The following is a 23,142-nucleotide window of genomic DNA, read 5'->3' on the forward strand; positions in this document are numbered from 1 at the left end:
GGTCCGGAATGTACTGACTGACAATGGATCCTGTTACCGATCCCACGTCTTCCGTGACGCGCTCGGTGAGGTCAAGCATCGCCGGACCCGCCCCTACCGGCCACAGACCAACGGCAAGGTGGAACGGTTTCACCGCACGCTGGCCGATGAGTGGGCCTACGCGCGGCTCTACACCAGCGACGCCGAACGCTGCGCTGAGTACTCAAGCTGGCTGCATCACTACAATCACCACCGCGGCCACACCTCACTCAAAGGTCGACCACCCGCCGACCGCGTACCTAACCTCTCAGGTCAGTACAGCTAGGCCTGGCCCGGGTTGAGCTTGATGAACAGCGCGTCCATCTCGGCGCAGAGGCGATCGCCGTCGTGCAGGGTGCCCTTGATGAACACCTTGCGACCCTCGATGCGGTCGGCCCAGGCGTGGATGCGCAGCGGCGTGTTCAGCGGCGTGATGGACCGGTACTGCACGGTGAGGTAGGCGGTCCGGCTGACGTGCTGGATCGCGACGGCCGACGCGAAGCCGCCCACGTCGTCGAAGGCGACCGCCACGTGCCCGCCGTGCGCGGCGTTGTTCCCGCCGAGATGGAAATCGCGGAACGTCAGCTCGGCGACGACCCCGTTGTCGTCGACCTCGGTGACGACGTACGGCGGCAGGGTGATGTTGCCCCGCGAGGGCAGGTCGATACGGGTCCCGGCCGGCGAATGCCATTCGTCGATCCGGACGGCGGCGAGCCGGTCGTTGACAGCGGTCAGGTGCTCGATGAGTTCGTCGACGAGCGCGTCGTCCGGGCATGCGTACCGGGCGTTGTCCATGAGCAGACGGACCTGCTCGCTGAACTCTCCGTAGCGGGGTCCGCCGCGCTCGGTGGTGATGGCCGTGTGCGCCCGGAAACCACCTTCGTGCGGGTCCTCTTCGACGGTTTCGACGACGCGATCGTTCGCTTCACTCACCGGTCAACCGTATAAGAGGCAGCAGCCCTGTGACCTAGCCGGTGTCGGTGCGGCGCGGTGACGGCCCGCTCGCCGCGTTCTCGGCGCCGCGACGACGGTCGGCGAGATCCACGCACACCCCGCCTCGGGCCAGCCGCCGTGTGGACTCCGGGATGTAGTCCGGCACCCCGCGCGGTCCGCGTTCTCTCTCGTCTCGGATCCGGACCGCCCTCCCGACGATCACCGCGACCGCCGCGGACACGACACACCACGCGCCCCCGACGATCAAGATCCACCCCCATACAGCCATACGGACAGCTAAGCACCCGAAACTGAGATTTCGGTGATGTTCGAGCCCACAGCCGGCCACCATCCAATGGTTGAGTGCAATCCGCGTCGGAGTTGTGTCGACTTCGTGACCTCTCCCCACCGGTCCGCCGGGCGTCGGGCGGGAGGAGCACGCAGACGGGCCGTCGTTAGGCTGACCCCATGACCGCCACGCCAGACACCACGGGGACGTCAGAAAACCAGCGACCGGCCGGCCAGCCCTTCGACCCCTCGTCGTGGGCGGTGGTGCCCGGCTTCGCGGATCTGACCGACATCACGTATCACCGCCACGTCGGCGAGGGGCGCGAGCACGGCATCGTGCGCGTCGCGTTCGACCGCCCCGAGGTCCGCAACGCCTTCCGCCCCCACACCGTCGACGAGCTGTACCGCGTCCTCGACCATGCGCGGCGCACTCCCGACGTCGGCACCATCCTGCTCACCGGCAACGGTCCGAGCCCCAAGGACGGTGGGTGGGCGTTCTGCAGCGGCGGCGATCAGCGCATCCGCGGACGTTCGGGTTATCAGTACGCCACCTCGCACGACGACGACGTCGCGGCGGCCGGCGCCGACACCGTCGACGCGGCACGGGTGAAGGCCGAGGGCGGGCGACTGCACATCCTCGAGGTCCAGCGCCTCATCCGGACGATGCCCAAGGTCGTCATCGCCGTCGTCAACGGCTGGGCCGCCGGCGGCGGGCACTCCCTGCACGTCGTGTGCGACCTGACCCTCGCGTCCGCCGAACACGCCCGGTTCAAGCAGACCGACGCCGACGTGGGCTCCTTCGACGCCGGCTACGGCAGCGCCTACCTCGCCAAGCAGGTCGGGCAGAAGTTCGCGCGCGAGATCTTCTTCCTCGGGGAGGCCTACGACGCCGAGACCATGCACCGGATGGGCGCAGTCAACCGCGTCGCCCCGCACGCCGACCTCGAGACCACCGCCATCGACTGGGCGCGCCGGATCAACAGCAAATCGCCCACCGCCCAGCGCATGCTGAAGTTCGCGTTCAACCTCACCGACGACGGCCTCATGGGCCAGCAGGTGTTCGCCGGGGAGGCGACCCGCCTGGCCTACATGACCGACGAGGCGGTCGAGGGCCGCGACGCCTTCCTCGAGAAGCGCGACCCGCGCTGGGACGACTACCCGTACTACTACTGAGCCGCGTGCCCTGGCCGGCCACCACCGAACGCACCTGCGTCGGACCTCGAACCTCGAACCTCGAACCTCGAACCTCGAACGCTACTCGTTCACAAGCGCGCCCGGTTGCGACGATCAGTTCTCCGGCCCACACGCCGGGACGTCCACGGTGACGGTGGGGTCGTCGACGAGCGGTTGGATCGGAACCTCGGCGTCACCGTGTGCCGAGGTGGGCTCGTCGATCGTCAGCACGATGGTGGCGGTCTGGCCCGGCGCGATGCCGACACGGGTCGAGTAGTACGGGCGGCCGTGGAGCGTCTGTTCGACGTAGAACGCACCACCGTCGCCGAGGGTCATCTCCTTCAGGACCGCACCCTTGGTCGCCAGGAACTCGACGTTGGCGAGGTTGGTGCCCTTCTTCACCGACAGTTCGGTGCCGAGGTTCCCGGCCACGTAGTCGGTCGTGTCGGCGGTGTCGAGGGTGTTGGTGAGCTTCACCGTGATCGTCGATTCCCTCGTGTCACCGTCGCATCCGCCGGAGGTGTAGCTGATCTCGCGCTCGAGGTAGTAGTCCAGCTTCGTCCCTGAGGCGTTGCCGACGGCCACCTGCAGGTACGGCGCGGAGGTGTCGGAGATCTGGTGCCCCAGCTTGGTCGACTCCAGGATCCGCTGATTCTCGGCGTCGGTGCTGTAGATCATGATCCGCCGCTCGTGGACGCCGCGGCCGAGCGCCTCGAGGAGATCGCGGGTGCTTCCGCCGGACGTGATGAGCTTGTTCACGACGGCCTGGGAGATGGACTGCAGGTAGTCCTTCCGCGCGGCGTTGTCGTCGGCGAAGCGCTGGTAGGCCGTCGACAGCGTGATCGGGACGACGTTGTCGGCAGTGATCTTCTCGCGGCCCACCGTCACCGGCCCGACGACCTCGAGGACGTACTTCAGCGCGATCGGGTCGAGCGCGATCGCCCCATCGAGTTGCCGGCCGGTCTGCGCACGCCAGTTCGCGAGCCAGATCTGCGCGGCGTCGGGGAAGTGGGCGCTGAGGTTGCCGTTCCGGAAGTCGGTGTAGGGGCGGTAGTAGGAGTAGATCGCGTCGTACTCGGGACCCAGGTTGATCTGCGGGGTCGCCGGGTCGCGGAACTCCGAGTTGGTGCCGAGCTCGGGGATGGTCACCCGCCCCCCGGTCGCGTTCAGCACCGCGAAACCGCCGACGAGACCACCGGTTCCGCGTGCCTCGGACGGCGTCTGGAACGCCATGAAGTAGTTGCGCGGGCCGTCGGCGCCGAGCATCGACGGGACGAGTTCGGCGGCGATGCTCGTGGCCTGCACCGTCGAATCGGCGGCGTCGACCTGGTCGGCGAGCTGATCCCGGGCATCGGCCACCACGCCGAGCCAGCTCGGTTCGATCGCCGAGACCTGAGCGGCCACCGCCGCCGACTTCGCGGCCACCGACTTCAGCGCCGGCTGGGCGTCCCGCAGCAGCTCCAGGTTCACGGTGTTGCCCGTGCGCAGCCGATTCGGGTCGAGGACGGTGGCGAGATCGGCCGCCGGCACGAGTACGTCGGCCGAAAGCGCCGCGACGGCATCGCTCATCTGCTGCACCGACTTCAGGGGCGATCCGACGACCGGCACGGCCGCCACCGCCGACCACAGGAAGCCGGACGACCGGTCCTCGGCGTCCCGGGCACGCGTCGTCGCCGCCTCGGCGGCCTGCCGCGCTCCGGCCTGATCGCCGTCGAGCATCAACGCCCGGGCCCGGCTCGCATCCGTGCGCACCGACTCCAGGTCGTCGCGCACCTGGAATGCTGAGTACGCCAGCCAGATCAGTGCGGCCGCGACGAGCAGCATCACCACCGCGACGACCTGGACGACGCGGTTGCCCGCCAGTCGCCGGATCATCGGCTCTCCCCCGTTGGCTGCGTGCGAGCAGGCGCGGCGGAGGCCTGCGCCGCGGACGATTGGCCCGCTCGCTTCGCTCCCGGCGCCGCCAGCCACGCGACCACCGCCGCCACCTTCGGCTCGACCTCGGCGAACACCCGGTCGAAGTCCTCGCGCGGCCGGCCCATCGGATCCACGATGTCGAGCAGGTGCGAGTTGGGGTCGAGACGCCCACGCCCGGCGATGATCTCGGGCAGCGCGCCGAGGTCACAGAGCGCGGCGAACTCGGTCAGCGTGAAGACCCGCTTCCATCGCGCCGGCGCCATCTGCTGCGCCGCGGCGCGATGTTCGCGACTCATGCACAGCACGAGATCGGACTCCGCGAGCATCGGCGGCCGCAGATACCGGGACTCGAACCCGGTGTCGTCATAGCCGTTCTCGACCAGCACGGCCGAGGCGTGCGGATGGATGGGTTGGCCGTTGAGCGCTCCGACACCGGCGCTCGCCGACCTCACCGGGACACCCGCCCGGCCGGCGAGACCGGCCAGCACGCGTTCGCCGATCGGCGAACGGCAGATGTTGCCCGTGCACACGAACAGGATCGACATCTGCGGCGTCGCCGCCGGATCCGATACGGTCACCATTCCTCCTCGATTCTGCGGGCCACCCGCGCCATCACGTCCGACCTCCCCAGCTGCGCATGCGTCGCGCCGGCGTCCATCACGTCGACGACGCCCTGCCCGCCGGGATCGACCACCCGCGCCCAGTCCTCCGGATTCGGATTGTCCTGCGCCGCAACGTAGACGACCTTGCCGACCGCGACCGGCCCCAGGTCGTAGGAACGAGCGGCGTCGGCCAGGGCCCTCGTCCGATCGTCGAAACGCCGCAGCGCCTCGGGGTCGTGCCGCTCGGCGAGCTCCCGCAGCGGATGATGGGCCGCTCGCAGTTCCTCATCGTCGACGGTTCCCAGTTCGGCGGGTGTCCGGGGGTCGAGCAGCACCAGCAGGGCCACCTCGTCGCCGAGTTCGACGAGCTGACGGGCGATCTCGTGGGCGATGACACCACCGACGGACCAGCCGACGAGCCGGTACGGTCCCCGCGGTTGCGTCGACCGGATGGCCTCGACGTGCAGCGCCGCGATGCCCTCGACCGTCGACGGCAGCTCCCGGCCGGCGAGTACCAGTTCGGGCAGCTGCAGTCCGAACACGGAGGCAGATCGCAGGGACTCGCCCAGCACCCGGAACGGTTCGACGATCCCGGTCGCCGTGTGCACACACCAGATCTCCGGGCGACGCTCGGCGGAGTCCGGGGACAGGGGCCGCACCCGTTGCACCGGAAGGTCCGCTCCCGCAGTCCCGTCCAGCAGTCGGGCGACCTCGGCCGGGGTTCGGTGACCGAACAGGTCCGCCGCGTCGAGGACCCGCCCGGTCCGGGTCGCCAGCTCGTCGCGCAACTGCAGCAGCGCGAGCGAATGCCCACCGGCGGCGAAGAAGTCGTCGTCCATCCCGACGTGTATCCCGGTACCGCGACCATCGGCGTCACGGCCTGCGTCGCGTCCGGGCGTCGACTCACCGAGGACGGTCCGGAAGGCGTCCAGAACCGCCGCCTCGGTGGCGGTCCGGGGTTCGCGCACCGACTCCGACCAGACGGGTTCGGGCAGTCGCCGCGCGTCGATCTTGCCCGCACCGCTGAGCGGCAGGTCATCGAGCTCGACGATCCGGCTCGGCACCATGTGCCGGGGCAGCGACGCCCGGCATGCGGCCCCGAGTTCGGCGACCGGCACCGACGGTGACACCACGTACGACACGAGGGCCGGTCCCACCGGACCCCGCCGCAGCACCGTCACCGAACGGCGGGCGCCCGCCCGCACGATCACCGCGTCGATCTCGGCGGGTTCCACCCGCTGCCCGCGGATCTTGACCTGGCGGTCCGCCCGACCGACGTAGACGAGTTCGCCGGTGTCGCGATCCCAGCGCACCAGGTCGCCGGTCCGGTAGCGACGACCGCCGTCGGAGCCGGCGACGAAGCTCGCCGCGGTGAGCGCCGGGTCACCGAGATAACCGCGGGCGACCCCGGTCCCGCCGATGTACAGCTCGCCGACGACGCCCGGCGGGACGTGGCGCAGCTGCGCGTCGAGCACCTCGGCGCCGATGCCGGGGCGCGGATGTCCCAACCGGATCGGGTCACCGCGGCGGTAGGCGGAGGTGGACACGGTCACCGTCGTCTCGGTGGGACCGTAGATGTTGCGGACCTGCGCGTGCTCCGACCATGTGGCGGCGAGATCGGCCGACAGCGCCTCGCCCCCGATGTACACCAGGCGCAGCGCACCGATCGACTCCGGCCGCAACGTGCGGACAACCGACGGGGTGGCCGTGAAGACGCTGACACCCGTGTCGTCGAGGAACCGCGTCAGGTCGTCGCCGCCCGCGATCCCGGCGGGGACCACCACGAGCGTCGCACCCGCAGCGAGCGGCAGCAGCATGTCGTGGAATGTCGCGTCGAAGCCGGGACTGATGGCCATCCCGACCCGGTCGGTCGGTGCGACGTCGGAGAGCGACGCCACCCGGTGAACCCCCCGATGGGTCACCCCGACGACGTTCGGGGTCCCGGTGGTACCCGACGTCGTGATGATGTAGGCCAGCGCGTCTCGCGGAACCGGTGTGACCGGTTCGGACACCACCGGTTCCGCGGGTTGCACGGGGATGTCGGTGGACGTGATCACGCTCGCCCCGGCACCGTCGACCACGTGGTCGATCCGCGCCGCGGGGTAGGTGACGTCGACCGGTACACACACGCCGCCGATCCGGCTGACCGCCCAGATCGCGACCACCGACTCGATCGACCGCGGTACCACGACGGCCACGGCGTCGCCGGCACCGAGACCACGCCGCCGCAACGCGCGCGCGGTCACCGAGACCCAGGCGTCGAGCTCGCGGTAGGTGAGAGACCGGTTCGCGTCGGCGATGCCGGCCCGGTCGCCGAACGCCGCGACGGCCTCGGTGAGGAGCTCGGCCAGCAGCGGTTCGGCCCCGGTCGCCGTCGACGGCCGCGCCCGGCCGTCGACGAATCCCCGCTCCGCGCCGGTGAGCGGTTCGATCGCCGCGAGGCGGTGCGACGGCTCCCCGACCACCGCGGCCACCGCGGCGACCAGCCGCTCACCGAGGGTGCGGATCGTGCTCTCGTCGAACAGTTCCCGGCCGTGGTGGACGCGCAGCCGCCAGCCGCCTGGATCGGGCACCGCCACGATGTGGAGGTCGAACTCGCTGCGCGGCACCGTCCAGGCGTCGGCGGCATCGGCCCCATCGGAATCGGCCCCAGCGGAATCAGATCCAGAGGGATCGGGTTCGGTCACCACCGGATTCGGTGTACCGGCCGGGTCCGCGAGCGAGAACGCGACCTGTACCAGCGGATGGCGTCCGGGGACGCGCGGCGGATCGATCAGCGCGACGACGTCGTCGAAGGCGATGGCGGCATGATCGAGCGCCGCGAGGTCATCGTCGCGGACACGCGTGATCAGGTCGCCGACCGTCATACCGGGGGCGATCCGGGTGCGCAACACGACAGTGGAGATGAGCATGCCCACCGTGCCGGCGGTGTCGGCCTCGCGACGCATGGACGCGGGGGTAGCCAGCGCGATGTCGTCGGACCCGGAGTGCACCGCGAGCGCCAGAACCACCGCCGCGTGCAGGATGTGGAACTCGCTCGCCTGCGACCGGCGTGCGGCCGACGAGACCGCCTCCCCGACAGCGCTGTCGAGCGGATACTCGGTCGTGGAGGTCCGGAGGTCACGAACGGCGGGGCGTCGCTGGGCGAGGTCGAGTTCGCCGCTGTGCCCCTCGAGCGCACGACGCCAGAAGTCCAGCAGATCGGCCCGGGACCGCTCGTCGTCGGCCGCCATCTGGCGGGCGACCACGGGGAAGCCGGTCGGCGCCGGGCCGAGTTCTTCTCCGGCGAGAAGCGCAGCGAGCTCGCGCTCCACGATCGCGGCGGACTCGCCGTCCATCGCGATGTGGTGCGCGATCAGCACGGCCGCGACCGGAGTCATCTCGTCGTCGCCGGTCACCAGCCACACGCGGACCGGCGGCTCGGCGGTGAGATCGAAGGCCTCCCCCAGCATCCCGATTCCGTCGGCGGTCGCGAGCCGCGTCGTGCTCACCCGCCGAAGGGATGGTCGCCAGGCGCCCAGAACCCGCTGCCGCGGTCCGTCTGGCGAGGCGAGGTACCGGGTGCGCAGCGCCGGATGCCGGTCGATCAGCGTCTCCACCGCGGTGACGACCGCGGGTTCACCGGTCCCGGCGGGGACGGGAACCACCACGGGCACGGCGTAGATCGGCACACCGCCGAGCATCTGCGCGCCCACCCACATCCGACGCTGCGTGGGGGCGAGCGGCAGGTCGCCGAGGTCGGCCTCGCCCCCGGCCGGGTCAATCGTCGGCACGGCGACGGTGTCGGCGTCGGCCACCTCATCGGGGAGTTCGGTCACCGCCTGTGCGAGTGCGACCGGGGTGGGGTTCTCGAAGAGCATCCGGGTCGGTACACGCACGCCGAGACGACGTCCCAGCGCGGAGGTCACCCGGGTGGCCGACAGCGAGGTCCCGCCCAGCGTGAAGAAGTCGTCGGTGTCCCCCACCGACCCCGGCGACACCTCGAGCACCTCGGACATCACCTCGGCTATCGCCACGACGAGCGAAGCCGGGGACGACGGGTGCGCGGACGTCACGGCCGACGCGGACACCGGCCGACCGGCGACGGTTGCCGCCGGCATCTGCTGCGCCACTGCCCTGTCGGCGACCGGTGCACCGGCATCGGGGAACGGCTGCCCCGGGTCGCTCGCCGCGGCGAGCACGAATCTGCGGAAGTCGTCGAGCAGCGCGCGCGCCACCTCGGTCGGCACGGACGCGGAGTGCACGACGGTGATGTGCAACTCGTCATCCCGTTCGGCGAGAACGACTTCGAGGTCGTACTTGGCGTCCACGGTGGCCGTGAACTCCGGGACCAGGGTGGCCACCACGGAGTCCGCGGTGGACCCCGGTTGATCCGCGGGCGGCCCGGCGAGCACGACCTCGCCCGACGACTGGGGCACGACGTCCTGGTTGACCAGCAGCACCGAGATCAACGGGTCCCCCGCCGCCCGGCCATCGGGGCGAACCGTGCGGGCGACGTCCTCGTAGGGGACCTCGCTGTGCGGTTGTGCGGCCAGGGCGGCATCCCGTGCCCGCTCGACGCTGTCGCGGATCGTCGACCCCGGGGGCAGGTCGGTCCGCAGCGCGACGGTGTTGACGAACATGCCGACCACCGACTCCCACTCCGGCGCATGCCTGCCGTGCACCGGCACGCCGATGAGGAGGTCCCGTTCGCCGGTCCACTGTCCGAGCAGCGCGGCGAGTGCGGCGTGGGCGACCTGGAAGACGCTCGCCGACAGCGTCTTCGCGGTCTGGTGCAGGGCATCGGTCCCGACGATGGACGTCGACAACCGACCGGCGGCACGGCGGGCCGCCTCGTCTCGATCCGTGTCCGGACCGCTGGGGTCGACGCTGCCCGGCAATCGGAGGGGGCCCGGGGCACCGGCGAGGGTCGAGGCCCAAAACCGCAGTTCTCGCGCGTATCTGCTGTGCGGATCGGCGGGATCGCCGAGCCGGGCGATCTGCCACTGCGTGAAGTCGGCGTAGGTGAACGCCTCGTCGGCCGGCACCGAGAGTCGCTGGCCGTCGTAGGCGCGCAGCAGGTCCGCGAGCAACACCCGGGTCGACCATCCGTCGATCGCGATGTGATGCAGCACCGCCGCCAGATGAGTGTGCGGATCGTCGGCCGAATCGAGCTCGAACACCGCGGCCCGGAACCCGGACTCGGACTCCAGATCGAAGGGCCGGCGCAGAAAGTCCTCGATCTGCTCACGGAGGCCCTCAGGACCCGCCGTGGCGTCGACCAGGCGATGCCGCAGCTCCGGACTCCGGTGCTCGATCCGCCGCTGCCGCGGACCGGACGGCGAATCGGGATAGACGGTCCGGAGGACGGCGTGGGCCGCGACGACCTCGTCGACGGCCTTGCGCAGACGCGCGAGGTCGACGCGGCCGCGGATCCGGAGCACGACCGGAACGTGGTACGCCGTCGACAACGGCTCGAAGTGATGGTGAATCCACATGCGGCGCTGCGGGTATGCCAGCGGCAGCACCTCCGGAACCGGAAGTCGCGCAGGCGCGACGCCGGGAGCCGACGGTCCGCCAGAGCCGAGCAGCTCGTCGACACGCCGGGCGACCCCCGCCACCGTGCGCGCCTCGAAGATCACGCGGACCCCGATGTCCGCGCCGGTCGCCGCGGCCAGCCTCGACGTCACCTGCGTGGCCGACAGCGAGGTGCCACCCTCGGCGAAGAAGTCGGAACCGGCGTCCACGGACGCCACCGGACGTCCGAGGACCTCCGCCCACACCGCCGACACCAGTTCCTCGGTGGCCCCCGCCGGCGGCCGGCCGGCGCGGAGGGCGGGAGCCGTTGCGGCGCCGACGAAGTCCGGATCGGGCAGCGCGGCGACGTCGATCTTCCCGTTACGGCCGATCGGCAGCGTCGCCACCGGCACGAACGCACTCGGGATCATACTGCGCGGCAACAGGTGTGCCAGTTGTCGGGGGAGGTCCGCGGCCTCGGCACCGTCCTCGGCCACCACCCACGACACCAGGATCTTCTCCCCCGCCGGGGTGGTCCGCGTCGCGGTCACCGACGTCGCGACGCCGGGCAAGCCCGACAGCGCCGCATCGACCTCGCCCGGTTCGAGACGCACGCCACGGATCTTCACCTGGTCGTCGGTACGACCGTGGATCACGAAGGTGCCGTCCGGGCGACGGTGGACGAGGTCGCCGGTCCGGTACATCCGCTCCCCGTCCCCGTGGGGATCGGCGACGAACCCGCGCGCCGTGGCCGCCGGATCGTCGAGATACCCACGCGCCAGACAATTCCCGGCGAGGTAGAGCTCACCGACGGTGTGGTCGGGCACCGGCCGCAGCGCACGATCCAACACATACATCCCCACACCCCACAGCGCGGCGCCGATATGAACCGGCCCGCTCGGAGCCGCCGAATATCGCGCGCTGCTCACCGCGACGGTGGCCTCCGTCGGCCCGTACTCGTTGCTCAGCGTGTGCTCGGCGGTCCAGTCCCGGACCAGCCCGGCGCCGAGGGGCTCACCGCCGACCGCCACGTGCCGGACACCGGGGAGTTCCGGCGGACGCAGGGTCGCGAGCACCGACGGTGTGGTCAGGAGCACGCTCACGCGTTCGGAGTCGACGAACTCGGCGAGTTCGTCGGCGGCGATCACGTCGGGCGGACACACGACGATGGTCGAGCCGGCGACCAGCGGGGGCACAAGGCCCATCAGATGAGCATCGAATCCGGTTGCGTACGTGTGCAACACCCTGTCCGACGCGTCGAGCCGCAACCGGGCCACGGTGTCTCCCGCCCAGCCGGACAGCCCACGATGGGTCACCTGAACGCCCTTGGGCCGTCCGGTGGTTCCCGACGTGAAGGTGATGTAGGCGAGGTCGTCCACCGACAGCGGCCGCACCCGCTCGGCGGTGTCGAACGGCGCCGCGGCCGGCGTCCGCGCGCCGGAATCTGCGTCGCGGGCGAGCAACTCGTCGACGGCGATGGTGAGAACCCCCGCGGGCACGGACGCCGCGGTCGCGGTCAGGGTGAGGACCGCACGCGGCCGGCAGCGCTCGATGATCATCTGTCGCCGACCCGCCGGGTCCGCGGGATCGAGGTTGACGAAAGCGGCTCCCGCGCGGGCCGCCGCGACGGTCGCGATGACGCCGAAGACCGAGCGCGGCAACAGGGCGACCACCACGTCACCCGGACCGATCCCCGAGGCGATGAGCGCACGTGCGACACGCGTCGCCGACCGGTCGAGGTCGCCGGTGGTCAGTGCAGAACGGGCACCTGGGACGACACGGCGGCGATCGACGACCGCGATCGCATCCGGCTCGGCGGCGAGACCTCCGGTCAGCAGCTCGTCGAGCGTCTCGAGGCGCCGGGTTCGGCTCTGCGCGTCGAGGTCCGGCAGCGACGGAACCGACGGCGCGGGGGCGAGCAACGCCGCGACCGGGCGGAGCGGGTCGCGTACACCGCGGCGGATCGTCTCGATGACGAGGTCGCACAACGCATCCAGCCGCGCCGCATTCGCCACCGCGCCGGTGCACGCCATGGTCAGGTGAAGGGCTCCGTCCCGGCGGAACATCGACACATCCACGCCGAAGAGCGGAACACCCCACAGCGGATCGGCGCCGGTCGGACTGCCGCCGGACGCGAATCCCTCGCCGCCACCGGCACCGGTCGCCGCCACCAGCTCGTCCGGCACGGCGCCGAACGAGACCTCGAACAGCGGCGTCCCGGCCTTGACCCGTTCAGGATCGGCGATCTCGGTGATCTCGGTGAGCGGGAGATCAGCGTGCGCGAACGCACCGAGGTCGACCGCGGTGACCGTCGCCAGGAGGTCGACGAACCGGAGATCGAGGTCGATCGGGGTGTGCAGGGGCACGGCCCGGGCGAACAGACCCGGTACGGCGAGCAGCTGCGGATCGATGCGTCCGGACAGCGCCGTGCCGACCGTGACGACGTCGGTGTCGGCCTGCCTCGCCAGCACCGCCGCGAGCGCGGTGTGCACCACGATGAAAGGCGTGCTCTGTCTGGTCACGGCGAGCTCGTCGAGGACCGCGGTCTCGGCCCGGTCGAGGGCCCGGTGTACGCGGTGCACCACCGTCCGGTCCGGGGCAGACGGATCCGGGGAGTGCGGGTGCCCGGCGCCCGGGTTGAGTTCCGGGAGCCGCAACGGTGCCACAGCGCGTTCGAACGCCGAGATCCAGTGGGCGACCAACTCGGCGTGCCGCGCGGTCAGTGTCCGGGATCGCCACGCCGAGTACTCCCGGTAGCCGACCCCGCCGGGCGCCGGGAGTGTCCCGGCCAGAGCCGAGTTCAGCTCCGTGTACAGGATGGGGAACGACTCGCCGTCGACGGCGATGTGGTGCGCGACGACGAGAAGCCAGCTCCGACCGTCCATCTCGCCGATGCGGACCCGCCACGGCAACTCGCCGGCGAGGTCGATCGGCGCGTGCAGGGTCCCCAGCGTCGCTGCCATCGACTCCGCGTCCGCGATCGGGATCGTCGTCGCCAGCGCTTCTTCCAGGGCTCCCACGACGTGCTCGTCGCGGAGGCGGCGCTGCACCGGCCCGTCGGCGCCGACCGGGAAGACGGTGCACAGCGCATCGTGTCGCGTGACGATCTCGACGAGGGCACGGCGGAGCGCGTCGGGGCGCGCGTCGACGGGAAGCGCGAGAGGCATCAGGTAGCCGGTGAAGTCCGGTTCGGTCCGCCACCGGAGCCACAGGTCCATCTGCTCGGGTGTGAGCGACAGGTCTGCCCCGGCCACAGGAGCCGCGAGGCCGGCGAAGCCGGGGCGGACGCCGTCGTCCGGGCGGGCGGTCTGTGCCGCGGCCTCGATGTGCGCGGCGAGCGCGGCCACCGTCGGATGGGCGAAGACGTCGGCGACGGTGACGTGATCGCCTGTTCCGGCGAGCGCGGCCGCGAGCCGCGCCGCCGACAGTGAGGTTCCGCCGGCCGCGAAGAAGTTGGTGTCCGCGGCGACCTCGGCCTCGGATCCGATCACCGCGCGCATGGCGTCCGCGATGGACAGCTCGGTCGACGTCAGCGCGCGCGGCGACGTCCCCGGAACCGGCGGCAGCAGGCCGGTCAGCCGCCGGCGGTCGAGCTTGCCGGTCGAGGTCATCGGCCAGCCGTCGACGATCGCGACCCGCGCCGGAACCATGTGGCCCGGAAGCCTGTTCGCGCAGGCCGCGCGGAGGTGTTCCTCGTCGAGCACGTCCAGGACGTCGAAGTCGGCGAGACCGTCCTCGGTGACGAAGGCGAGGAGCCGCTCGTCGCCGGTACGGCTCCCCGGGTCGACCAGCACACGCGCGTCGCCGACCCCGGGCACGTCACGGAGCGCGGCCACGATCTCGCCGGGTTCGATACGGTGGCCGCGGATCTGGACCTGGTCGTCGGTGCGGTCGAGATAGACCATGTGACCACCGGCGAATTCGCGCACGCGGTCACCGGTACGGTACATCCGGCGTCCGGAACCGCTGGGGTCCGCGACGAACCGCGACGCGGTCGGTCCCGGTGCGTCGTGGTAGCCGAGCGTGACCTGATCACCGCTCACATACAGTTCGCCGACGGCGCCGACCGGAACCGGGCGCAGGTCCCGGCCCAGGATCATCGTCGCGACCCCGTCGAGCGGGACACCGATGTCGCTGCGATCATCGTCGACGTCGACCTCGGTGGCCGTGAGGTGCACGGTCGTCTCGGTGATGCCGTACATGTTGACCAGTGCGACCTCGGGATGGGCGACCGCCCAGCTTCGTAACAGGCTCGGCGACAACGGTTCGCCGCCGAAGACGACGGTCCGCAGCGTCGTCGGTCGGGGCAGCGGACCGGCGGCGGACACCGCGGGGTCGATGAGGTTGCCGAAGGCCGTCGGGGTCTGTGAGCAGACGGTGACCCCGTACCGGTCCAGTGCGGCGGCCAGCAACCGCGGGTCGAGAACCGTCTCGCGCTGCAGCACGACGACGCGGCCGCCGGAGGCCAACGGGCCCAGGATCTCCCAGACCGAGAAATCGAAGGCATAGGAGTGGACCCAGCTCCACACGTCGTGGTCGGTCGCCCCGATCGTGTCCAGCGCGGCGCCGAGCATCGCCGCCAGGTTCGCCCGGGTCACCATCACGGCCTTCGGGACACCGGTGGACCCGGAGGTGTGGATCACGTATGCCCCACCCGGAATCCGTTGTGCCCGAGAACCGCCCGCAGCAGAACGCACCTGGGTTCCGTCTTCGATGTACGCGACGGGAGCGGTGGCGGCCAGGATCAGCTCGGTCCGAGACGATGGATCGCCGGGTTCGATCGGCACGTACACCGCGTCGGCGATCAGCACCGCGACGATGGCGACCACGGTGTCCGTGCTCCGCGGGAGGATCAGGGCCACCCGATCACCCGGCCGGACACCTTTCTCGCGCAACCGGTTCGCGACGGCTTCGGCACGGTCGAGGAGTTCGCGGTACGTCAGGGTCGTGTCGTCGGCGATCACCGCGGTGGCGTCCGGCCGGGTGTCCGCGTGGCGACGCAGCGCGTCGATCGGATCGACGGGTGTGGTCCGCCGGACCCGGTCGGGTCGCGTCCGGCAGACCGGGGCCGGAACGCACCGGGCGATGATCGACTGCGGCGCACCGTCGGCGAGCGCGGCGACCGTCTGGACGAAACGATCGAGGAGGTGCCCCGCCGCGACCGTGTCGACGCGTCGCCGGGCGACCGTCAGCACGACCGACAAGCCCTCCGGTTCGTCGAAGACGGTCACTTCCAATGCGGTTCGCGCCTGGCCGGTCGGCGGCGTCTCCACATCGGCGAAGACGGCGGCCCCGGGGAGATCCGGCCGGGAGGCGTGGTAGGCGAAGATGACGTCGGCGAGTCCCGTCGGCGCCGCGTCGGCGTGGGTGATCGCGGCCGTGAGGTCCGCCCCGACGCGGGCGAGGGCCTCGGCGACACCGCTGTGCCGCACGCCGGTGGTGCGCACCGGTACCGTCTCGACGAACATGCCGACCGGCCGGAGCTCCTCGGTGGTGAACCGCCCCGACACCGGCACCGACATCACGATGTCGTCGGTGTCCGAGTACTCGGCCACCGTGGCCGAGAGAGCCACGCACAGAAACGTGTTCAGCGTCGTCCCGGCGTCCCGCGCACGGGCGGAGGCACGATCACGGACATCCCGACCGATGCTCCGGCGCAGGATGGTCGCCGGACCGGAGGTGAGTCCCGACGACAGCGTCCGCGCCGGCTCGGGGAGCGCGAGGTGCTTGGGAGCCGCACGCATCACCTTCGCCCAGTGGACCTCCGCCGCCGGATCGATGACGTGCGACCGCGCGCTCAGCACGGCACCGAAACCCACCGCGTCGTCGGCCCACACCGGCGCCACGCCGTCGAGACGCGCGCGCAGCGCATGCGCGAAGTCCTCGACCACGATGTGCAGGGACCACTCGTCGACCGCGATGTGGTGGGCGACGAGCACGACTTCGGCCCGGGCGCCGGTCTCGTCGACGACCGCACGCCAGGGCATGTCGACCGTCAGATCGAAGGGCGCCGAGACCGCGCGGTCGACGCCGGCGGCATCGAGTGTGCCGGTCGTGATGGGAACGGGCACGGTCGGCGCGGTGGTGTCCGCATCCGGGGTCCGTGCCTCGTCGAGCCCGCGGACGACCGCGACCGGTTCCCCGCCGGCGTCGGGATAGACGGTCCGCAGCGCCTCGTGTCGCGCCGCGACATCGACGAGCGCGGCACGGACGACGTCGGCCGCGATGCCCTCGCCGAGAACGAGTCGCACCGGGAGGTGGTAGACGGTCGCATGCTTGTCGGCGCGGTTGAGCAGCCAGATCTCCTGCTGCGCGCGGGTCGGGCGGTATCGGGTGACCCCCGGGGTCCCCGGCGCCTCCCCCGGCCCGGAACGACGTCGCTCCGCCGCCTCGAGTACGGCGGCGAGTTCGGCCAGAGTGGTGACCTCGCCGAGATCCCGCACGCTCACGACGACCCGGAGCGAGTCACCGAGGTGCGTCGCCAGTTGCATGAATCCCAGTGACGTGGCGCCCAGTTGCACGAGTTCGTCGTCCATCGAGGGGTCGGGAACACCGAGGACGTGCGTCACCGCGTCGGCGACGGCGCGTTCGATCGGCGTCGACGGGCGTCGTTGCGCGGCGCGGGATTCCGGAGCCGCCGCGATCAGCGCGGCCGCGACGGAACGGTCGACGACGCCGAACCCGTCGATCGGCACCGACTCCAGGATCGCCACCCGGCGCAGCCAGAGCACCGTCGGCAACTCGGCGTTGACCCGGCGTCGCACCGCGGCCCTGATCCGCTGCGTGTCCTGGATTCCGGAGGTGCCCGTCGCCTCGGCCCCGGTCGGCGCCACGCGGACGGCGATTCCCACTCCGTCGCCGAGCACTGCCGCACTCGCCACGGCGACGCCGGCGACCTCGGTCGCGGCGCGCTCGAGGAGTGCGAGATCGACCCGGACGCCGTTGATCCCGACGATGTCCCCGGCACGATGATCGATGACCAGGTCGCCGGTTGCGGGCTCGCGATGACCCCGGTCCCCGGTGGCCACCATGCGCAGGCCGGGTTGCCACGGGCAGGCGACGATCGCCGTCGCGGTTCGGGCGGGCTCGCCTATGAAGTACTGTGGCGCACCGGTTTCCGCGATGTAGACGTCACCGGTGATCCCCGGGGGCAACGGACGGAGCCGGTGGTCGAGGATCGCGACGTCGACCCCGCGTCGCGGTCGGCCGCTCGGCAACGGTCGATCGGTCGGCTGATCCGGTCGGATGCGATCCGTCAAGGTGTATGGCCCCAGCACGGCACCCGGACTGTAGGTGGTCCGCACGTCCCGCCCGAAGGCGAACCGCACGGTCGGCGCCGGCGGCGTGCCGGAGTCGACGACCAGTACGGTCGTCGCGGTGCCGGGCGTCGCGTCGGCGAGGAGTCCGGCGGGGACGATGCCGTGCGTCGCCGGGCCGGTCTCCGGGTCGACGAGTCGCAGCCCGTGGGCGGCACACGCGACGATCTCGAGATGCGACGCCCAGGAGGCCTTCGGCGCCGTAGACGCGAGTCGTCCGTAGCCCGGGTCGGACGCGGCCGGGGCGAACACCCCGTCCGCGATGAGCGCTGCGACAGCGCGCTGCGGGATCGCCACGACTCCCGCTGTTCCGGGTGCTCCGACGACTCCGGGGACGACACATGCGGTGTGGTCCGGGCGGGACGCAGCCGTTCCGGGCGCCGGCGTGACCTCGGCCAGTCCGGCGATTGTCCACACCTCACCCGCGGGAACGTCGGTGGACGGATCGACGGCGTCGTCCGCGATCACCAGCAGGCCGCCGGGCGCGCCGGTCACGGCGTCCGGGATCGGCTGCGGCGCGGCCGGATCGATCAGGAGCACGGCGGCTCCCGAGGCCGCGACGGCCCACCAGGCGAGCAACCGGTCCGCATCCGACGCAACCGCGACGGCGACCGTGACGCCGGGCCGCGCGCCGAGGGTGCGCAGCTGCGCACCGAGTCGGCGCGCACGGGCGTGCAGCTGCTCGAAGGTGAGCAGTGCGGGTACGGACGTTCCGGGGAACTCGACCGCGGGCTCGTGCCGCCGTCGGGCGGCGGCGTCGGTGAGGGCCCCCCAGACGGTGCCCACGGGCGTCGCGTCGGCGTCCTCCACCGACCGCCCCCGGGACGAACCGGTGTCGGTCTCGCTCTCGGAATCGGGGAATCGCAACGGCAGGTCGTCCACCCGGGTGTCCGGCGCCCGGAGGAACGCATTGGCGAAGGTGTCGAGCATCGACAGGAACTGAGCGTGGTGTGCGGCCACCTCCGCGTCGTCGTACCGGTTCGGATTCGCCTCGACGCCGATCATCAGGGAGGAATCCTGATCCTCACCGGGCACCGGGTAGATGTTGATCGTCAGATCGTCGGCCGGACCCACGGTCAGGATGTGGAATGTGGCCCGCGCGTCGCCGCAGGGGAATTCCCGGTCGAACAGCATCAGGTTGAGCATCGGACCAGAACGTTCCTGGGCGGCCGTCCGCGGCGTCGCCCCGGACGACTGGTCTCCGGCGACGTCGGCCCAGATGTCCTCCCCGCGGTACCGCTGATGGCGCAGCGCGCCCATGAGCGCGGCCTGGGTGGTGCGGAGGGCGTCGGCGACAGTGCCCGCGCCGGTGACCCCGGTGCGCAGCGGCACGATGTTGGCCACCGGTAGCGGGGTGGCCCGCAGTGCCGCGGTCGTCCGTGCGGCGACCGGGAACTGGAAGATGACCTCGTCGCCCTGCGCGGCCGCCCGGCCGAGGTAGGCGGCGAAGGCGGCCACCAGCACGTTGGGCAGCATCGTGGAACCGCGTTGCGCGGCGTCCCGCAGTCTCGCCATGGTGGCCGGGGGTACCGCGGACGCGACTCGCCGGGCCACCGCCGCGGGACGCCCCGGGCGATGCGCCAGGGTCGCGGCGATGCCGACGCCCGCCATGTGCTCCCGCCAGTACGCCCGGTCGGTGCCGAACCGGGTGGACTCGCGGTACTCGGCATCGGCCCGGGCGGGGAGATCGAGGTCGACCGGCTTCGGTGGCGGAGCCGGCTCACCGGTCACCGCCGCGTGATAGGCGGCGAGCGCCTCGACCATCCGGTCCTTGCCGCCCATCCCGTCCGAGAGGAGGTGATGGCCCCGGTTGTAGACCAGGGACTTCTCATCGGACAGCCGGAACAGGCAACCGCGTGCCGTCCGGTCCACGCGCGGATCGAGCGGACGCGAATAGTCCTGCGCCATCATCTCCTCGGCGACAGCACGGGGGTCGGGCCGGTCACGGAGATCGATGATCTCGGCCCAGTAGTGCAGACCGGGGTCGTACACGCCGACGAGCCCGTCCTCGGTGTCGACGAACCGGAGCTGGGTGAACCGGGCGCGTTGCACCACCGCGCTGGTCGCGCGGACGAAGAGTTCGGCGTCGATGGGGCCGTCGATCTCGACGTACTGGGCGACATTGATCGGCACATCGAGGGCTGCCTGCTGGGTGAACCACAGCGAGCGCTGGGCCGCGCTGAGCGCGAATCGGCGCGGGGCGTCCGGCGCGATGATCTCGGGGTTGGACGACGTGCTCATTCGACGTCCCGGCGTTCACATCCATGGCCGGGGAGACCCGGGCTCACGGGCCGGGCCGACCGTCTGATCCCCCCGGTCCCTGACCTGTCACGAACAGTACTGCGAATCGATCCGCTCGAGCAGAAACGCGCACGCCGCCACACCCCGACGTGCACGAAAATGACATGCGTCGGCCACGAGATCGAAACACGGGCGTCGTCGAATTCAACGCCTTGCCTCACCACTCACCATGTGCCGTCCTCTTGTCACGCCGTTCTCCGGTCGCATCGTGAATTCTCACTCCGAACGCGCTACCGGGACGAACGGTCATTTCCCGACACCGTCATCACATCGGCAACGTCGACCGAAACCGATGCGCGCCGAGCGGATGACAAGAGCCTATGGGACGGGTTGTCGGCCCACAACTCGGGGCGAGCACTGTTGCGGGCGTTATTCGACACATCAGGAAAAGCATTTCCCGCGAGCTGCGGGGATCTGTCGAAACGCATTAATGCTCTCGAGCAATTCACGTTCACAGACCGTCGTCGAAGTGTGGTGAAATGTCCCGGAATTGCACCCGGCCTTCGAATGACCGGGAAAACGAATACGACGACCTGTCACAAAACAGGTCGCCGTATTCGGATCACTCGTCAGCTGGACCCCGCAGGGACGAGATCAGCCCCCGAAGACGTCGCGCAGGTGCTCGACCTCGGCGACCCGCTCGGCGTGGGTCGGCGCGGTCGGCGAGGCGAGGATGCAGGTGACGCCGGCTTCACGGAACGCCGCGACCCGCTCGGCGACCTGCGCCTTGGACCCGATCAGCGACATCGACGTGACGAGGTCCTCGGGGACGGCGGCCGCGGCCTCCATCTTCTTGCCGTCGAGGTAGAGGTCCTGGATCAGCTTCGCCTCGTCGGCGTAGCCGTAGCGGACCGCGAGCTGGTTGTAGAAGTTCTTGCCGCGCGCGCCCATCCCGCCGATGTACAGCGCGGCGTGATGGCGCACCAGCTGCTTGGCGTTGTCGATCTGCTCGGCATCCTCGGAGATGCGCGCGGTGGCCTGGACGACGATGCCCAGGTCGCCCAGCGACGCATCCCGCTTGGCCTTGCCGGCCGCGAGCGATTCGCCGAAGGCCGCGTCGATCTGCTCCGGGTGGAACAGGATCGGCTGGAGCTCGTCGAACATCTCGGCGGCCAGTTCGATGTTCTTCGGTCCGATGGCGGCGAGGAGCAGCGGGATGTTGTCGCGGACCGGATGATTGATGATCTTCAGCGATTTGCCGAGTCCCGATCCGCCGTGCTCCTCGTCGAGTGGGAGCGTGTAGTGCTTGCCCTGGTAGTTCAGCTTCTCGCGGCGCCAGACCATCCGGCAGATCTCGGCGTGCTCGCGGGCCCGACCCAGCGGGTAGTCGTACTTGACCCCGTGGAATCCCTCGATGACCTGTGGTCCCGATGCTCCGATGCCGAGCACCGCACGACCACCACTGATGTAGTCCAGGCCGGCCGCGGTCATCGCCAGGTTGGTCGGCGTCCGCGAGTACATCGGCAGGATCGCGGTCTGCAGTTCCATCGTCTCGGTCTTGGCCGCGATGTACCCGAGCTGGGAGACGGCGTCGAAACTGTAGGCCTCCGGAACCGCGATGCGCTGCACACCCGCGGCTTCGAAGTCCGCGAGGTTGTTGATGGTCTCGCGGAAGTCGCCCGCGTAGTTGATCGGCATGCCCAGCTTCATCGATGTCATGCCGTCGGATTCTTCCACAGGCACGATCGGTTTCCGAGGGTCTGTTGAACGTTCGATAGGTCGGCCCCGGGCCGGCGCCTCGTTCACCGGAACTGTGCCGGGTTTTTAGGAAAATGAGGGCGGTAGGTCCCACAATCATCACCATGAGCGGCGAGATGCTGATCCTGGTGCTGCTGGTGGTGACAGCCCTCGGCTTCGACTTCACCAACGGCTTCCACGACACCGGCAACGCGATGGCGACGTCGATCGCCACCGGCGCCCTCAAGCCGAAGGTCGCCGTCGGGCTCTCCGCGGTCCTCAACCTGGTCGGCGCCTTCCTGTCCGTGGAGGTCGCGGCGACCATCACCAAGGACGTGCTGAAGATCCAGCAGACGTCCGGGGCCGACGCCGGCGAACTGGTGACCGGGCTGTCGGCGACCACGGCATTGCTGATCATCTTCGCCGGGCTCATCGGCGGCATCCTGTGGAACCTCTTCACGTGGCTGTTCGGTCTGCCGTCGAGTTCGTCGCATGCCCTGTTCGGCGGTCTGATCGGCTCGGGTCTGGCGGCGATCGGTGTCAGCGGGATCAACTGGTCCGGGATCACGTCGAAGATCCTGCTCCCGGCGCTCTTCGCGCCGGTCATCGCCTGCCTCGTCGCGGCGTGCGGAACATGGCTGGTCTTCGCCATCACCCGCCGGATCGTCGACCAGGAGAAGGAGTCCGGCTTCCGCTACGGGCAGGTTGCCACCGCATCGCTCGTGTCCCTCGCGCACGGCACCGGCGATGCCCAGAAGACGATGGGGGTCATCGCGATGGCGCTCATCGCGACCGGGCACCTCGAGGCGTCCAGCGTCAGTCACGGACTGCCCTTCTGGGTGGTCCTCAGCTGCGCGGCGGCCATCGCGATCGGCACCTACCTGGGCGGCTGGCGGATCATCCGGACCCTCGGCAAGGGGCTCGTGGAGATCACCTCGCCGCAGGGCATGGCCGCCGAGGCGTCGTCGGCCGCCATCATCCTCACCTCCAGCGCGGCGGGTATGGCGCTCTCGACCACCCAGGTGGCCACGGGCTCGATCCTGGGCTCGGGGGTGGGACGCAAAGGCGCCCAGGTCCGCTGGTCGGTCGCCGGCCGGATGGCCGTCGCCTGGGTGACGACCCTGCCCGCCGCGGGTGCGGTCGGCGCCGCCTGCTACTTCATCGCGCACCTGTTCGGGGACGTCACCGGCGCGCTCATCATCTTCGCGATCCTGGTCGTCGCATCGGGCTACATGTACTGGCGTGCCCAGGAGAACAAGGTCGACCACGAGAACGTCAACGACGCCTGGGAGGGCGAGGCCCGCGCCGGAGAGGAGTGGGAGGAGGCGGTCGCGACCGAGGAGAGCGACAGCGGCCTACCGCTGCCGCCGGTCATCCCGGCCGAGATCATCGTCCAGCACGACCCGGAGAGGAGCACCTGA

At 70.7% G+C, this 23,142-nt stretch carries 9 protein-coding genes; 3 read left to right on the forward strand and 6 right to left on the reverse strand.

Going from position 1 to position 23,142, the window contains the following annotated elements:
- Positions 1-304: integrase core domain-containing protein (locus CA982_RS12580; protein ID WP_144066023.1), on the forward strand; the 304-nt coding region annotated here is incomplete at its 5' end.
- Here CA982_RS12580 and CA982_RS12585 read toward each other — a convergent pair.
- Both CA982_RS12585 and CA982_RS12590 read right to left on the reverse strand, forming a co-directional pair.
- Complete coding sequence (locus CA982_RS12585; RefSeq protein ID WP_086535667.1) at positions 301-951, reverse strand: PaaI family thioesterase; 651 nt, start codon at positions 949-951, stop codon at positions 301-303. The genes CA982_RS12580 and CA982_RS12585 overlap by 4 nt on opposite strands.
- A 34-nt stretch (positions 952-985) precedes the next feature.
- The gene (locus tag CA982_RS12590; protein ID WP_244176243.1) at positions 986-1,240 is read right to left on the reverse strand and encodes a hypothetical protein; all 255 of its coding nucleotides are present in this window, start codon (positions 1,238-1,240) and stop codon (positions 986-988) included.
- A 179-nt stretch (positions 1,241-1,419) separates the two neighbouring features.
- Here CA982_RS12590 and CA982_RS12595 point away from each other — a divergent pair, with 179 nt between their 5' ends.
- Entirely contained in the window at positions 1,420-2,412 is a 993-nt protein-coding gene (locus tag CA982_RS12595; protein ID WP_086535668.1) for a 1,4-dihydroxy-2-naphthoyl-CoA synthase, read from the forward strand.
- 114 nt (positions 2,413-2,526) lie between these two features.
- On the opposite strand, the gene CA982_RS12600 is transcribed toward CA982_RS12595, so the two are convergent.
- The 4 genes from CA982_RS12600 to CA982_RS12615 all read right to left on the reverse strand — a co-directional run bounded on the left by CA982_RS12600 (position 2,527) and on the right by CA982_RS12615 (position 21,703).
- Positions 2,527-4,287 (reverse strand): DUF4012 domain-containing protein, encoded by a 1,761-nt coding sequence (locus CA982_RS12600; RefSeq protein ID WP_086535669.1) that lies wholly within the window; start codon positions 4,285-4,287, stop codon positions 2,527-2,529.
- Entirely contained in the window at positions 4,284-4,910 is a 627-nt protein-coding gene (locus tag CA982_RS12605) for an arsenate reductase/protein-tyrosine-phosphatase family protein (protein ID WP_244176244.1), read from the reverse strand. Before CA982_RS12605 ends, CA982_RS12600 begins: the two co-directional genes overlap by 4 nt.
- Positions 4,904-19,984: a non-ribosomal peptide synthetase gene (locus CA982_RS12610; protein WP_086535670.1), complete on the reverse strand. Its 15,081-nt coding sequence runs from the start codon at positions 19,982-19,984 to the stop codon at positions 4,904-4,906. The genes CA982_RS12605 and CA982_RS12610 overlap by 7 nt, the downstream gene beginning before the upstream one ends.
- 654 nt (positions 19,985-20,638) lie before the next feature.
- Positions 20,639-21,703 (reverse strand): LLM class F420-dependent oxidoreductase, encoded by a 1,065-nt coding sequence (locus CA982_RS12615; protein ID WP_086535766.1) that lies wholly within the window; start codon positions 21,701-21,703, stop codon positions 20,639-20,641.
- 143 nt (positions 21,704-21,846) lie between these two features.
- Here CA982_RS12615 and CA982_RS12620 point away from each other — a divergent pair, with 143 nt between their 5' ends.
- Positions 21,847-23,142, forward strand: a complete 1,296-nt coding sequence (locus tag CA982_RS12620) for an inorganic phosphate transporter (RefSeq protein WP_086535671.1) — start codon at positions 21,847-21,849, stop codon at positions 23,140-23,142.

This window comes from Gordonia lacunae (genome assembly GCF_002149015.1).
In the GTDB taxonomy this organism is placed as follows: domain Bacteria; phylum Actinomycetota; class Actinomycetes; order Mycobacteriales; family Mycobacteriaceae; genus Gordonia; species Gordonia lacunae.